Below are 13,849 nucleotides of genomic sequence, written 5' to 3'. Positions count from 1 at the left end.
TGACGGGGCCCCCGGCCCCGGGGAACGCTGCCGTCAGAGGGGGGCTGGACCCGTCAGTTCCCCTCCCATGTGCTGAGGGCCGCGCACGCCGCGTCGCGGACCTCCGGAACGGGATGCGCCGGCAGATCCCGCAACACCCTCAGTGCCGGGCCGAGTTCGCCGCCGCCCGGCTCGCACGGTTCTCCGCCGGAGCCACCGCGTACGGGCCCACGAACAGCCCGTCCCGGGGCGGGAGCGAGCCGTTCCGCCGCCGCGCGAACCACCGTGCCCCCGACGCGGGCACCGCGAGCGCCGCGTCGCGCGCCTCCGTCACGGCGGCCGGGGAGACCCGGCCCCAGCTGCGGACCGCAGGTGTCCGGATCGGCGTGTGCCGCGTCCACGACCCCTTCCACGCCGGCCCGCCACACGACTTCGTGGGTCGGGCCCCGATGGCCAAACCCGGCCGCCGCCCGCCCCGAGGACCCCGGGCACACCTCGCCGGCCTCGGCCCGGAGCACACCGACGGGCTCACCAAGCGCCGCTACGAGGACGAAGACGGCACGCTGACCCCGGTGGACCACGTGGAGCGGTTCCAGACGGCGCCGGCGCCCGTCACCACGGTGCGGGACGAGGTGTTGGGAAGGGTCGCCTCCCTCGCCCACCACGACCACAGCGAGGTGGTGGTCCGGAACCCGGGCGCCGAACTCGCCCGCGGCACGGCGGACCTCGCGCCGCAGGAGCACCGGCACTTCCTGTGCGCGGAGTCGGCCCGGGTGGGGCGGCCGCTGGTGGCGCACGAGGGGCGGCCGGGGCGGCTGGCGGTGGAGCTGCGGATGGCGGAGCGGTGACAGCGGCGCAATGACGGGCAGGGGCCCCGGATGCCGCCAGGCATCCGAAGCCCCTCCGTCGTGCGGGAGCCCGCAAGGGGCGCAAGCCCGTAAGGGGCGCGTGCTCAGGAAGCGGACGAGAAGCCGGTCGTGGCCGCCGCCGCCGCGGCCTCCTTCACCACCTTCATGCCTCCCGGGACCGCCGCGTCGGGCTTCATGATCACGCTCTCCCGCGTGGAGGGCGCCTTCGGGTCCGAGAAGTCGTGGGTGATGCCGAAGCCGTTGTCGTAGGCCTTCAGGCTCAGCAGCGCCTTGCGGATGCCCTCGCGGGTCAGGTCCTTGTCGGTACAGGCCTTCTTCAGCACCTCCCCGAACAGGCTGCCCGCGGTGAATCCGGCCACCACGCCGTTGTCGAGGCCGGCGTCCGGGTACTCCGCCTTGTACGCGGCGGCGAGGGCGGCCGGGCCCGCCTCGGTGGAGCCGATCGGCAGGGCGGAGGAGGCGACGTAGTAGTCCTTCTGCAGCGCCGCGCCCGCCGGGGTGGCCAGGAGCTGCGGGGAGAAGGCCGAGTTGTTGCCGACGATGGGCACGTTCCAGCCGCCCGCCGCCGCGACCCCGACGAGCGAGGCGGCCTGGCGGGGGCCGGCGCTGATGACCAGGGCCTTGACGCCCGCCTGCTTGAGCGCGGCGACCTGGGCGGTCATGTCGTTGTCGGTCGGCTTGATCTTCTGTTCGACGATGGTCAGCCCGGCCTTCGAAGCCGCGTGCTTGGCGCCGGCGAGCGCGTTCTCGCCGTAGTCGCCCTCGAAGTAGACGTGCCCGATCTTGTCGCCCGAGGCGATCCGCTTCTCGTCGAGCAGGAAGCCGATGGCGTTGATGGTCTCGATGTCGTAGGTCGCGCCCACCGTGCGGATATAGGGACTGCCCAGCAGCGAGGCGGACCAGGCCTGCGGGATGACCAGGCCCTTGTCCTGGCCGTCGATCCGCTGTTTGACGGCGGCGACGAACGGGGAGCCGATGAACTGGGTGTACCCCAGGACCGAGGGCTCCAGCTCGGTGTAGGCGGCCAGCGCCTTCTGGGGGTCGTAGCCGTGGTCGCGCACCGTCAGCTCGATCGTGCGGCCGCAGATGCCGCCGGCCGCGTTGGTCTGCTTCGCCCACAACTGCTGGGCCTGGGTGACGCTTTTGCCGAGCGAGGCGTAGACACCGGTCATATCGGTGAGCGCGCCGAGCCGGATCACCTTGTCGCTGACCCCGGCTCCGGTCTTGACCCCGCCGGCGGCGGTCTTGTCCCCGTCGTCGGTCTTTGCCTTGCCGCTGCACCCGGCGGCGCCGGTCAGGACGAGCGCGGCCGCCAGGGCCGCGGCAGGGAGCCTTCTTCTGTTCACGTTCGCTCCTTCGTGGGTGTGGTGCGGGTCCGGACGATCCGGGTGATGCCGGCGAGGCCGCCGGGGAGGAACAGGACTGCTGCGACGACGGCCGCCCCGTAGAGGTAGCGGGAGACCTCGCCCGGGGAGACCCCGCCGGTCCCGGGGGCGGACACCAGGGGGAGGGCGTCGCTGTACCGGGTGAGGAGTTGGGGCAGCAGGGAGACGAAGGCGGCGCCGACAACGGCGCCCGCCACCGTGCCCAGGCCGCCGATCACGATCATGGCGAGGTACTCGAGGGACAGGACCATGCCGAAGTAGTCGGGCACGGTGCGCTGGAAGATGAGCGCGAGCAGTACGCCGGCGAGCCCCGCGTACATGGACGACAGGACGAAGACGGACGCCCGGTAGCGGGCCACCGGCACGCCCATCACTCCCGCGGCGATGCTGTGGTCGCGCAGGGCGTTCATGGCCCTGCCGGGCCGGCCCCGCAGCACCCCGCGGGCGAACAGGGCGCCGCACAGGAGCGCGGCGAGCGAGACGTACCAGAGCTTCTCGGCGGACTGGAAGGGGACGGCCGCGATGACGGTCTCGGTGTCGTCGAAGTCGAACCCGAAGAGGGACAGCGGCTCCACGGCGCGGCCGTTGAATCCGCCGGTGACGCTGGTGGCGTTGAAGAGCACGTGCTGTCCGATGAAGATCAGCGCGAGGGTGGCGATGCCCAGGTACGCGCCGCGCAGCCGGCCCGCGATGGGGCTGAAGAGCCCGCCCGCCACCCCGGCGAGGGCGACGGCGAGGATCGCGGCGAGCCAGCTCGGCAGCCCGAGCCCGACCAGTGTGTGGCCCCCCGCCGTGCTGCCGTCCCCGGCGAGCGCGCAGTACCCGTACGCGCCCACGGCGAGGAAGAAGGCATGGCCCATGGACAGCTGACCGGTGGCCCCGGTGAGCAGGTTGAGCCCGATGGCCCCGATGGCGGCGGCCATGGCGAACAGTCCGGCCTGCAGCCAGAACCGGTCGAGGTAGAACGGCAGCGCGAGGAGCACCAAACCCGCGGCCGCCGCCCACACGCTCCGGGCGCCGAGCCGGCGCCGAAGGTTTCCGGCGGTGGCCGTGGCAACGGGCGCGCGGCCGGGGGAGGGAGAGGGGGAGGGGGAGGGGGACTCGGCGTGGTCCGCGGGGCTGCGGGTGTCAGACACGGGCGAGCTCCTTCGTGCCGAAGAGTCCGGCAGGGCGGATCAGCAGGACCCCGACCATCACCAGGTACGGTGCGAGGTCGCCGATGCCGCGGCCGAGGAAGGTCAACTGCCCTTGGTAGCCGGTGGCCAGAGCCTCCGTGACTCCGACGATCAGGCCCCCGGCCAGAGCGCCGGTGGTGGAGTCGAGGCCGCCGAGGATCGCGGCCGGAAAGGCCTTGAGGGCCGCCAGCGAGGTGGCCCGCTCCAGTCCGGGCGTCGGGAAGACGGTCAGGAAGAGCGCGGCAACGGCGGCCAGTGCCCCGGCCACCGCCCAGGCGGCAATCGACACCCGGCCCAGACGTACGCCCATCAGCGCGGCGGTCTCCGGCTTTTCGGCCGCCGCGCGCATGGCCACGCCCCAGGAGGTGTGGCGGAACACGAGCAGGAAGACGGTGATCAGCAGTCCGGCGGCGAGGATGGCGGCGATCCGGGTCTGCGCCAGCGTGACCGGCCCGAAGTGGACGACACGGTCGCCCCACGGGTCGCCGAGCGGGAGCACGTCGGTACCGATCCGCCGGGTGAGGTCGGTGATGAGGAGGATGTCGACACCGATGGTGACGATGGCCAGCACGCTCTGGTCCTGGCCCCGGTAGCGCCTCATCACCAGGAACTCGATCGCCGCCCCGACCGAGGCGGCGGCGAGGGTGCCCACCAGGAGGGCGGCCCAGAAGCCGATTTCCTCGTGCAGGGTCGCGGTGACGTACCCGCCCGCCAGCAGCAGGGAGGCATGGGCGAAGTTGACCACCTCGGTGGCCTTGAAGATGATCACGAAGCCGAGGGCGATCAGGGCGTAGACGGATCCCATGGAGATTCCGCCGAGAAGCAGTTCGAGGAAGGTGCTCACGCTGCCGGGTCCTCCTCTCCGAGGTACGCGCGGACCACCGCGGGATCGTTCTGCACCTGCGCGGGAGTCCCACCGCCGATGCGCCTGCCGAAGTCGAGTACGGTCACCGCGTCCGCGAGCCGCATCACCACCCCCATGTCGTGTTCGACCAGCACGATCGAGATGCCGAGGCCGTCCCGTACACCCGCGATGACGGCGGCCGTACGCTGCCGCTCGTCCGCGGTCATTCCGGCGACGGGCTCGTCGAGCAGCAGCAGCCTGGGCTCCATGCACAACGCCCTGGCCAGCTCGACGAGTTTCTGCTTTCCGTAGGGGAGCGAGCCCGTGGGCGCCCCGAGATCACCCTCCAGACCGACGAACTCGGCGATCTCCCGCACCCGTTCGCGATGGAGCCGGTCCTCACGGGCGGCGGCGGGCAGCCGCAGTCCGGCCGCCAGGAACCCGGACCGCATCAGCCGGTGGCGGCCCAGGAGGAGGCTCTCGGCGACGGTGGTGTGCGGGGACAGCGCCAGGTTCTGGAAGGTGCGGGCGATACCGAGGCTCGCGACGGCGTGCGGGGCGAGGCCGGTGAGCTCGCCGGCGCCGAACCGCACGCTGCCGCCGGAGGCCCGGTACACCCCGGAAAGCACGTTGAAGCAGGTCGACTTGCCCGCCCCGTTGGGTCCGATGACGGCGTGGACGCTGCCGGGATCCACGGTGAAGGAGACACGGTCGAGGGCGGTCAGGCCCGCGAAGCGGACGGTGACGTCGGTGACGGTCAGCGGCGGGGGAGGCGACCAGGGCGCGCTCACGCGGTCCACCTGCGCAGTTCCCGGCCGGCCCCGGCGGAGGCCGGAGCGGGCCCGGCCTCGTCGGTGATACCGAGATAGCGGCGGCGGACCTCGTCAGAGGCGGCCAGCTCGGCGGCCGGGCCGTCCAGGGTCACCTCGCCTACCTCCAGGACGTAGGCGTGGGAGGAGAGGCGCAGCGCCAGGGCGGCGTTCTGCTCCACGAGCAGGACCGAGGTGCCGGAGGCGTTGATCTCGGTGATGGTCTCCGCGATGGTGGCGGCCATTTTGGGGGCGAGCCCGAGAGTGGGTTCGTCGAGCAGCAGCAGGCGGGGCCGGCTCATCAGGGCCCGGCCCAGGGCGAGCATCTGCTGCTCGCCACCGGACAGCAGCCCGGCGCGCTGCCGCGCCCGCTGCGCCAGTACGGGGAAGAGCTCGTGCACCCGGGCGAGAGACCGGGCCGCGTCGGCGCGGGCCGCCGTGCGGCGTCCCAGGGCCCCGGCCCGCAGGTTGTCCGCGACGGTCATCCGCGTGAACACCTGCCGCCCCTCGGGAACTTGCACCACTCCGGCGGCGACCACCCGGTCCGGGCCGAGCCCGTCCAGCGGCCGGCCGTCGAAACTGATGGTCCCGCCCGTCACCGCGCCCCGGTGGAACGCGAGCGTCCGGGACACCGCACGCAGCAGCGTCGACTTTCCGGCGCCGTTCCCGCCGAGTACGACGACCACCGCGCCGGCGGGCACTTCGAGCGACACCGAACGCAGTGCCCGGACCGGTCCGTAGCCGACGGACAACGCGTGCACTTGTAGCGAAGCCACGTCCTCTCCTTCCTCTGGGCGGCCTTGTGCTGGCGCACAGACCAGCACCGGGCCGGGGCGCGCGTCCACGTCCGGAACCCGAATCGATGCGGATGACCAGCCACGGCTGGACTGTGTTGTGCAAACGCACAGACCTGACGCGCGGGCCGCTGACGGGGGCCGGAGCGGATGACATTCTCAGCGGCCATGGGCGGACGCAGAACACGCACGGAACAGGAGTGGTCGGTGCTGTTGTCGGCGGCGGACGTACTGCTCGGCACCATCTCCGGACTCACCGACCAGCTCATCGAGGACCTGGCGAAGCACTCGCCGCTGTTCGACCTGGCCGTTCCGCGCGACGAACACTGGCAGCAGGTCAGCGAGGCCATGCACTACGGGATCGAGGCCTTCGCCGCACGGCGCTCCGCCCCGCGCAAGGACCTCGAGTACGCCGAGGAGCTGGGACGGCGGCGCGCCGAGCAGGGGCTGCCCCTCGAGCTGCTGCTCTACGCGTACCGCAGGGCCGGCCGCCTCACCTGGGACGCCCTGCTGGACATCGTCACCGAGCAGGAACCGGAGGCGCTGCCGGTGCTGGCGCGCGCGGCCGGGGCCATGTGGGCCGGGATCGAACAGCAGGCGACCGCTACGGCCGAGGCGTACCGGACCGCGGAACTGGAGATGCGGCGGCGCAGCGACGAGCGGGTACAGGCCTTGCTGGACGCCCTGCTGGAGGGGGACACCGCGCCGGCCCTGGCGGCCCAGGCGGCGCTCGCCCTGGACCTGCCGGAACAGGGCCGGTACGCGGTGGTGGTACTGCCCGCGGACCGGGGCGACTCGGTGCACCGAGTCGCGGCGGCGGGCGGGATGCGGCTGTTCTGGCGGATGCGCACGGAGCGGGAGCTCGCCGTGGTGGCCCTGGGCGAGGCCTCGCCAGCCGACCTGGCGGCGGAGCTCGCCGACCGCTGTCCTGGGCCGGGCGGAATCAGCCCGGTCGTGGGCGGCCTGGCGGAACTGGGCCGGGCCCGACGGCTGGCGGAGACGGCGCTGCGGACCTGCGGGCAGGAGGAACGAACGCTGGTGCAGCTGACCGACCGGCTGCCCACGGCCCTGGTGGTCCGCCAGCCCGAGCTCTCGGCCGAGCTGGTCATCGCGGTACTGGGCCCCCTGCTGGACCTGGACCCGGCGGACCGGGCGATGCTGCTGGAGACCCTGGACGCCTGGCTGGCGGCGGAAGGCTCGGCGGGCCGGGCGGCAAGCCGCCTGTACTGCCACCGCAACACGGTCTTCAACCGCCTGCGCCGACTCGAGCACCTGACGTCGAAATCCCTGTCACGACCCCGGGACCTGATCGCACTGACCCTGGCCCGGGACGCCTACCGGCTCTCCGGCGGCTGACCGCGGTGGTCATCTTCGCGGCCGTCGTCATACCGGTGGCCGGCCACGGCGAACGCATCGCCCCCGGCGACCGGCGCAAGAGCGACACCCGGGCGAGCGCACCCCGGCGAGCCACCCGAGCGGGCCGCCCGCACCATGTCCGCACCCCTCGAAGACGGCGCAGGTGAGCGGTGGTTGAGCCCCTACCGGGGCTCTGCCGGCATGCGTAGACTCCACCCGCATGACTGCGGGAACGGGCGCATCGGTGCTGGTCGGACGCGATGCGGAAATACGGGCGATGCGCGACGCCCTGGCCCGCCCGCCCGCCGTGGTGCTGATCGAGGGCGAGGCCGGCATCGGCAAGACCCGGCTGGTGCGCGAGGCGCTGGCCGGACGGCCCGACCGGGGAGCCCGGATACTGTCCAGGTTCCGTCGCCACGCGGCCCCTCAGCCGCACGTCGCAGAGGGGTTGCCGCAGGTCGCCGTCACGGGCGTGGTCTTTCCGGCCGATGGCGAGAACTGGCCGAAGGGAGGATGGGCCGCTCACCCCCTGCTTCCTACTCTGAGCTCGGCCCCTGGTTCGCAAGGGCAGCAGCTCAGCACCACCGGAAGCGGGTTTCATGAGCATCACCAGCCGGCAGGTCGGGCGTCGTACGGTCGCGGCCGCACTCGCTGCAGGGGCACTCGTCCTCGCCTCGGCACTCGGAGCGAGCGCAGCCTCGGCAGCGACCGCCGCTGTCCCGCCGGCTTCGCCCGGCGCGGGTCAGGCCGGAGCGGCCATGCCGCTTTCCATCGTCCGCACTGCCGCGGGCGGACCGCACAGCGTCGCCATCACCATCGACGACGGCCCGGACCCCACCTGGACCCCGCAGGTCCTCGACGTCCTGAAGACGTACGGAGTCAAGGCGACGTTCTGCATGATCGGCACGAACGCCCAGAAGTACGCGGGGCTCGTCCGAGACGTGGTCGCCGGCGGACACCGGCTCTGCGACCACTCCGTCGACCACGACATGACCATGGACAAGAAGCCCGTCGCCTACCAGGCCCAGCAGATCCTCGACGCACAGCGGATGATCGAGCAGGCCGCCCCGGGCGCGAAGGTCGACTACTACAGGGCGCCCGGAGGAGCCTTCACCCCGGCGAGCCGCCAGATCGCCGGTCAGCACGGCATGCGCCCGCTGGGCTGGAGCGTCGACCCCAAGGACTGGAACCGTCCGGGCACCCAGGCGATCATCAACGGTGTCGAGGGCTCGCTGCCCAGCCAGCCGACGGTCCTCTTCCACGACGGAGGCGGAAACCGCGGCGAGACCGTGGAAGCCCTGCGGACGCTCCTGCCCTGGTTCGCGGGGCACGGATACACCTTCGCCTTTCCCGTCCGCACCACCGACTGACGCAACGTCGTGATGGCCGCCCGCCCCACCCGCGGTGACGGTACGCGCACGAAAGGACAACCCCCTGCCCGCCTGCGCCCCGCAGTGGCACCCGGCCCAAGTACCCGCCGCGGTAAGCCGCTGAACGAAAACACCCCGGGCGGGAGCGAGCGCGCGGCAATCTCGCACTGGGCCGGCGTGCAGTACGAACGCCACGTCTGGAAGGGCGGGCCGGGTGCTCCCGGACAGCTGGTCCTGGTCCGGCCCAAGGACGTGAATCACGCTCTGCACGCGATCCTGACCGTCTTCACATGGCTGTGGGCCATCGTCTGGATCACTCTTTCCGTCACGCGCGAAGCCGAGCGCGTCACGCTGACCGTCGACCCGCACGGGCAGGTGCGAGCCGACAGGTGGTGACCGGAACGGGCGCATAGGTCTGCGCCGTGTCCGTGGGTGACGTGGTTCTTCGACGTGGGACGAAGGTGATGGAGGAGCCGGCGACATGCGCCGGTCCCAGCCGTCCTGCGTCAACTCCTCCGTACGGGGCAGGGGCGTGATCGTCCATGTCACCTACATTCACTGAGGAGATATGAACGACGCTCTTCGTGTGCTGACTGTCCTGGGCGGCTCGATCCTGCTCACCCTCGCGGCCGGGTGGGCCGCCGACCTGCTGTTGCGTCGAGCCGACGCACGCCACCCCGAAACACCCTTGTGGAACTCGTTGCGCCGATGCCGCAGCTCCCTGCGGATCGTGCTGCTCGCCGCACTGCTCAAGGGCTCCTACCGCCAGATCGAATGGCCGCCGGTGCAAGACCACGCGGCCGTCGTGGGGCGGATCCTCTCACTCGCCCTGATCGGCGCCGGTTCCTGGCTCCTGGTGGCCGTGGTCTCCGCCGTCGTGGAGTCCGGGTACGCGCGCTATGCCACCGGTACCCGCGACCCGGCCCGGGTGCGCCGGGTCCGCACCCAGGTGAGCCTGATCATGCGGGTGGTGACGGTGCTCGTGGCCCTCGTCGCGATCGCCGCGATGCTCGTCACCTTCCCGAGCTTCCGCGCGCTCGGCACCTCCGTGCTCGCTTCCGCGGGGATCATCGGCATCGTGGCCGGCATCGCCGCGCAGTCCACCCTCGGGAACCTCTTCGCCGGCTTCCAGATCGCCTTCGGAGACATGGTGCGCATCGGTGACACCGTCGTGGTCGCGGGCGAGTGGGGGGTGGTCGAGGACATCACCCTCACCTTCCTCGCCGTACGCACCTGGGACGAGCGCCGCATCACCATGCCCGTCTCGTACTTCACCACCCGCCCCTTCGAGAACTGGTCGCGCGGCGGCATCCAGATGACCGGCACGGTCTTCCTCCACTGCGACCACCGTGCGCCCGTCGACCGCATCCGGGACAAGGCCGAGGAGATCCTGCACGCTTGCGCGGAATGGGACGGGCGCGGCTGGGATGTGGCCGTCACCGAGACGACGCCCTCCGCCATCGTGGTCCGGGCCATCGTCACGGCCAAGGACGCCGACGACCTCTGGACGGTGCGCTGCGCCCTACGGGAGCAGCTGGTCGCCTGGCTCGCGGAGAAGCACCCGGACGCCCTGCCGCGCGTCCTGCTGGACCCGGTACCGGGAGCGGAGGGCCCTGGACGGAAGTGACGGGAGCAGGGCGCGGGGCCGGGGGATGGTGGCCGGCCCCGCGCCCTCGGCGAGGCCCCTTCGGGGCGGGCTCGGGGGAGATCCTGGGGCTGCCGCCGCCCGGGTCCGGAGCCCGGGGACGACAGCGCAGGCGTCGTCGCCGGGAGTTCGCCGAATGCCCCGCCCTTCAGGGTGAGTGGGGGCAACCGGGTGCCGTGCGGATCCGGGCGGCAGCCCGTCGTGCGTCCGGGCTGCTGCTCGTGCGCCTCCTGGGGAGGTCTCACACGGCGCCGGCCCGATCCGAAAGCGTCCCGCTCCGTGATGTGGTGGTGCGGGCTTCCGGTATCTACGCGTCTGACCCGTCGGCTGCGGCGTAAACAACCCTGAGCCGCGGCGATGTGAGGGTTCATCACATGAGGCCAGGTCAGAGGCAGTTATGCACTTTCTGAATTCAGGGGCGTGAGATCCGAACGACGGGGCAGGCGATGTTCAGGCGGAACGCACCATCCGCCGTGCAGTACATCGGAAAAGGACGGACGGCAGGGAGTTGTCCGCCGTCCTCCGCTTACCGAAGGAGTTGATTTCGCGTGACTGAGCATGTGTGGAGTTACAAGTCCACCTCGGGCCACCTGGCGGGCACCGACCTGACCGGCTACAAGGTCGAGGCGGTCGACGGAGGTATCGGCAAGGTCGACAAGCACTCCGACGAGGTCGGTGACGCCTATCTGGTCGTGGACACCGGGGTCTGGATCTTCGGCAAGGAGGTCCTCCTCCCGGCCGGCGCGGTGACTCGGATCGACCCGGAGGACCAGAAGATCTACGTCGACCGGACCAAGGAGCAGATCAAGAACGCTCCCGAGTTCCAACGTGACAAGCATCTCGGCGACCCGGGCTACCACCAGGAGCTGGGCACCTACTACGGGACCGCAGGCCCCTTCGGCAGCAGCCCCGTCTGATGCTCCGCGGGAGGGGGCCCGGACTCGTCGAGTCCGGGCCCCCTCCCGCGTCCGGACCCCACCGTCGGCCGCGTCACGCCAGACGTGGCTGAGACCAAGGAGACGAACACGATGAAGAACCGGTCCCACAGCAACGGATTCATCCCCGCCCTTTCTCCCGAAGAACTGCGCCACCGGATGGAGCACACCCGCGCCGAGCTGACCCGGACCGTCGAGGCGCTCGCGGGCGGGGCCGACGTGAAGGCCCAGGCGAAGGAGACGGTGGCCCACGCCATGGACGCGGCTGCCACCGTGAAGGAGCAGGCCGCACGGATGGTGAAGGGCAGGACGCCTGAACCGGTGCTGGAAACGGCCGGCCAGGTGGCGACCACTGCCCGGGCCAACCGGATCCCGCTGATCGCCTTCGGGGCCGTCCTGGCAGTGATCCTCTGGGTCCGGCGTGGCCGGGGGCGCAAGTGAAGGTGTCGAAGGTCGCGTACAAGCCGGTCGGGCTGGCTCTGGGAGCCGTCAGCGGCATGATCGCCGGGATGGCGTTCAAGCAGGCCTGGAAGGCGATCGAGGGTGAGGGCGACGCCCCGAGCGCCACCGACGAGGACCGCTCCTGGCCGGAGATCCTCATCGCGGCCGGCCTCCAGGGCGCGATCTTCGCCGTGGTCAAGGCCGCTGTCGACCGGTCCGGCGCCGCCGCGACCCGTCGCGTCACGGGCACCTGGCCGGGATGAACACGGCGCGGCGCCGGTACCCGGCCAGGGACCGACGCCGCCGCGGCCCGGGACCTCCCGTGTGAAACCGGAGTCCCCGGGCAGGCGGTCGACCGAGGCGCCCGTGGCCTCTCGGGCAACGGGGAGCGGGCGCGAAGGCGTAGCGAAGAAGGAGGCACCGGTGAACGTGAACGTGTGGAGCTACCGAGAGACTTCGGGCCGTCTGGAGGCCATTGACCTCGGCGGGTTCAAGGTCGAGGCGGCCGACGGAGACATCGGCAAGGTGAGTAAGCATTCCGACGAGGTCGGCTCCTCGTACATCGTGGTGGACACCGGGCCGTGGATCTTCGGCCGGGAGGTGCTCCTGCCGGCGGGCACGGTCACGCACGTCGACGTGGCGGAGGAGAAGATCTACGTCGACCGCACCAAGGACCAGATAAAGGCGGCTCCCGAGTTCTTCAGCGAGAAGCACGTCGGGGACACGGACTACTACAGCCGGATCGGCGGCTACTACGGTGGCTTCATGGGCTGAGCCGTCGGTCCCCGGCAGCATGGGGGATCGGCCCGCATACGGAAACACCATTGGGGCGCGAGGTCAGCGCTTGAACGCATCCTTGATCTTCTCCTTGGCCTCGCGGACATCGCCCTTCGCCTGCTCGCCGCGGCCTTCGCCTTCCATCCGCTCGTTGCCGGTCATACGGCCGGCGATCTCCTTGATCTTGCCCTTCGCCTGCTCGACCTTGGCTTCGCTCTTCTGCTCGTCCGACATGGCTGGTCACTCCCTGTGCGGTAGTAGCGGTGGTGGACGGTCCTACACGACCGCTTCTGACCCGCTTGCCCGACCTGAAACGTCGCGATCCGCAGGCGTCACTCCAGGCGTCGGCGCTCCTCGTCGCTCCAGGTGCGGGTGTCGCGGGGCTCGACGTAGGGCTCCCGGTCCTTGGGAAGTCCGCCGGCGATAGCGCGCTGGCGGGCCATCTCCGAGTCGAATTCCAGACCGAGGAGGATGGCCAGGTTGGTGATCCACAGCCACACCAGGAAGACGACGACGCCCGCGACGGCGCCGTACGTCTTGTTGTAGGAGGCGAAGTTGGCGACGTAGAACGCGAAGCCTGCCGAGGCGGCCATCCAGATCACCAGCGCCAGGACGCTGCCCGGCGTCACCCACTTCCATCCGCGGCCCTTGGTGTTCGGTGCGGCCCAGTACAGGAGCGCGATCATGGTCGTGACGAGGAACACCAGGACCGGCCACTTCGCTATCGACCACACCGCCAGTACACCGTCGCCGATACCCAGGACGGTGCCCGCCTGACGCGCCAGACCCCCCGTGAAGACCACGATGAGCGCACTGGCGGTGGCAAGGACCATCAGAGTCAGGGTGAGCGCCAGGCGCAGCGGCAGGGTCTTCCACACCGGCCGGCCCTCGGGCACGTCGTAGACGGCGTTCGAGGCGCGGATGAAGGCGGCGACGTACCCGGAGGCGGACCACAGCGCGACGACCAGGCCGACGATCGCCAGCAGCGATCCGACGCCGCTGCGGCCCTGCAGCTGTACGACGGCGTCGCTGATCACGTCCCGGGCCGAGCCGGGGGCCAGTTTCCGCAGGTTGTCCAGCACCTTCGCGGTCGTCGACTCACCGGCGACCCCCAGCAGCGACACCAGAACCAGGAGGGCGGGGAAGACCGCCAGCACCCCGAAGTAGGTCAGCGCCGCGGCGCGGTCGCTCAGTTCGTCGTCGGTGAACTCCTTGGCCGTCCCACGCAGTACGGCCCACCACTGCCGTCCCCGCAGCCCGGAGGGTTTGTCGGGAGCCTGCTTCTCGGCGGGCCGGCCCGGCCGGGCGGGTTCAACCGGTGCGCCGGGTTCCTTGGCCTGATCCTTGGCGGCGTCCGTTGGAGCGTGTTCGTGATCATGGCCGGCATGCGAGGTGTGTGTCATACCTCGCGGATTTCCAGTTCCGCGGAACTCATGTCATCCGAAGGGATCGTGATGCGCGTCGACGTCA

The 13,849-nt window shown here is 71.3% G+C and carries 16 protein-coding genes and 1 pseudogene; 10 read left to right on the top strand and 7 right to left on the bottom strand.

Going from position 1 to position 13,849, the window contains the following annotated elements; all coding sequences use genetic code 11:
* The first annotated feature begins 113 nt into the window (after positions 1-113).
* Positions 114-827, top strand: a complete 714-nt coding sequence (locus OTB20_RS28620) for a hypothetical protein (RefSeq protein WP_267821811.1) — start codon at positions 114-116, stop codon at positions 825-827.
* Between the two features lie 104 nt (positions 828-931).
* Here OTB20_RS28620 and OTB20_RS28615 read toward each other — a convergent pair whose 3' ends face one another.
* Genes OTB20_RS28615 through OTB20_RS28595 form a run of 5 tightly spaced genes read right to left on the bottom strand, consistent with a single transcriptional unit; the run spans position 932 to position 5,837 of the window.
* Complete coding sequence (locus OTB20_RS28615) at positions 932-2,194, bottom strand: ABC transporter substrate-binding protein (protein WP_267821809.1); 1,263 nt, start codon at positions 2,192-2,194, stop codon at positions 932-934.
* Positions 2,191-3,369, bottom strand: a complete 1,179-nt coding sequence (locus OTB20_RS28610) for a branched-chain amino acid ABC transporter permease (protein WP_420716507.1) — start codon at positions 3,367-3,369, stop codon at positions 2,191-2,193. The genes OTB20_RS28615 and OTB20_RS28610 overlap by 4 nt, the downstream gene beginning before the upstream one ends.
* Positions 3,362-4,252 carry a branched-chain amino acid ABC transporter permease gene (locus tag OTB20_RS28605; protein WP_267821807.1) on the bottom strand — a complete coding sequence of 297 codons (891 nt, stop codon included), beginning with the start codon at positions 4,250-4,252 and terminating at the stop codon, positions 3,362-3,364. The genes OTB20_RS28610 and OTB20_RS28605 overlap by 8 nt, the downstream gene beginning before the upstream one ends.
* The gene (locus OTB20_RS28600) at positions 4,249-5,043 is read right to left on the bottom strand and encodes an ABC transporter ATP-binding protein (protein ID WP_267821805.1); all 795 of its coding nucleotides are present in this window, start codon (positions 5,041-5,043) and stop codon (positions 4,249-4,251) included. Before OTB20_RS28600 ends, OTB20_RS28605 begins: the two co-directional genes overlap by 4 nt.
* A complete protein-coding gene (locus tag OTB20_RS28595; RefSeq protein WP_267821803.1) occupies positions 5,040-5,837 on the bottom strand; it encodes an ABC transporter ATP-binding protein in 798 nt (265 codons plus the stop codon). The genes OTB20_RS28600 and OTB20_RS28595 overlap by 4 nt, the downstream gene beginning before the upstream one ends.
* A 186-nt stretch (positions 5,838-6,023) precedes the next feature.
* Here OTB20_RS28595 and OTB20_RS28590 point away from each other — a divergent pair, with 186 nt between their 5' ends.
* The 9 genes and pseudogenes from OTB20_RS28590 (at position 6,024) to OTB20_RS28550 (ending at position 12,376) form a co-directional block, all read left to right on the top strand.
* Positions 6,024-7,211: a PucR family transcriptional regulator gene (locus tag OTB20_RS28590; RefSeq protein ID WP_267821801.1), complete on the top strand. Its 1,188-nt coding sequence runs from the start codon at positions 6,024-6,026 to the stop codon at positions 7,209-7,211.
* 220 nt (positions 7,212-7,431) lie between these two features.
* Positions 7,432-7,650, top strand: a pseudogene (locus tag OTB20_RS28585) (ATP-binding protein); the annotation flags it as partial.
* A 160-nt stretch (positions 7,651-7,810) separates the two neighbouring features.
* Positions 7,811-8,581, top strand: a complete 771-nt coding sequence (locus OTB20_RS28580) for a polysaccharide deacetylase family protein (protein WP_267821800.1) — start codon at positions 7,811-7,813, stop codon at positions 8,579-8,581.
* Between the two features lie 177 nt (positions 8,582-8,758).
* Positions 8,759-8,977 carry a hypothetical protein gene (locus OTB20_RS28575; RefSeq protein WP_267821798.1) on the top strand — a complete coding sequence of 73 codons (219 nt, stop codon included), beginning with the start codon at positions 8,759-8,761 and terminating at the stop codon, positions 8,975-8,977.
* Positions 8,978-9,149: 172 nt separating this feature from the next.
* A complete protein-coding gene (locus tag OTB20_RS28570) occupies positions 9,150-10,208 on the top strand; it encodes a mechanosensitive ion channel family protein (protein WP_267821796.1) in 1,059 nt (352 codons plus the stop codon).
* Between the two features lie 566 nt (positions 10,209-10,774).
* Positions 10,775-11,143: a PRC-barrel domain-containing protein gene (locus OTB20_RS28565; RefSeq protein ID WP_267821794.1), complete on the top strand. Its 369-nt coding sequence runs from the start codon at positions 10,775-10,777 to the stop codon at positions 11,141-11,143.
* A gap of 84 nt (positions 11,144-11,227) precedes the next feature.
* Positions 11,228-11,602, top strand: coding sequence for a DUF3618 domain-containing protein (locus OTB20_RS28560; protein ID WP_420716506.1), 375 nt, complete (start codon positions 11,228-11,230; stop codon positions 11,600-11,602).
* Positions 11,599-11,865 (top strand): DUF4235 domain-containing protein, encoded by a 267-nt coding sequence (locus tag OTB20_RS28555; RefSeq protein WP_267821793.1) that lies wholly within the window; start codon positions 11,599-11,601, stop codon positions 11,863-11,865. Before OTB20_RS28560 ends, OTB20_RS28555 begins: the two co-directional genes overlap by 4 nt.
* Positions 11,866-12,025: 160 nt before the next feature.
* Positions 12,026-12,376 carry a PRC-barrel domain-containing protein gene (locus tag OTB20_RS28550; RefSeq protein WP_267821791.1) on the top strand — a complete coding sequence of 117 codons (351 nt, stop codon included), beginning with the start codon at positions 12,026-12,028 and terminating at the stop codon, positions 12,374-12,376.
* Positions 12,377-12,439: 63 nt separating this feature from the next.
* On the opposite strand, the gene OTB20_RS28545 is transcribed toward OTB20_RS28550, so the two are convergent.
* Positions 12,440-12,613 carry a CsbD family protein gene (locus tag OTB20_RS28545; protein ID WP_267821789.1) on the bottom strand — a complete coding sequence of 58 codons (174 nt, stop codon included), beginning with the start codon at positions 12,611-12,613 and terminating at the stop codon, positions 12,440-12,442.
* A gap of 98 nt (positions 12,614-12,711) precedes the next feature.
* Positions 12,712-13,782 (bottom strand): YihY/virulence factor BrkB family protein, encoded by a 1,071-nt coding sequence (locus tag OTB20_RS28540; RefSeq protein WP_267821787.1) that lies wholly within the window; start codon positions 13,780-13,782, stop codon positions 12,712-12,714.
* Positions 13,783-13,849: the final 67 nt, after the last annotated feature.

The sequence above is a fragment of the Streptomyces sp. H27-H1 genome (assembly GCF_026627445.1).
Lineage (GTDB): Bacteria > Actinomycetota > Actinomycetes > Streptomycetales > Streptomycetaceae > Streptomyces.
Note: the sequence above shows the minus strand (reverse complement) of the source record. Positions and strands in the feature narration are given on the sequence as shown.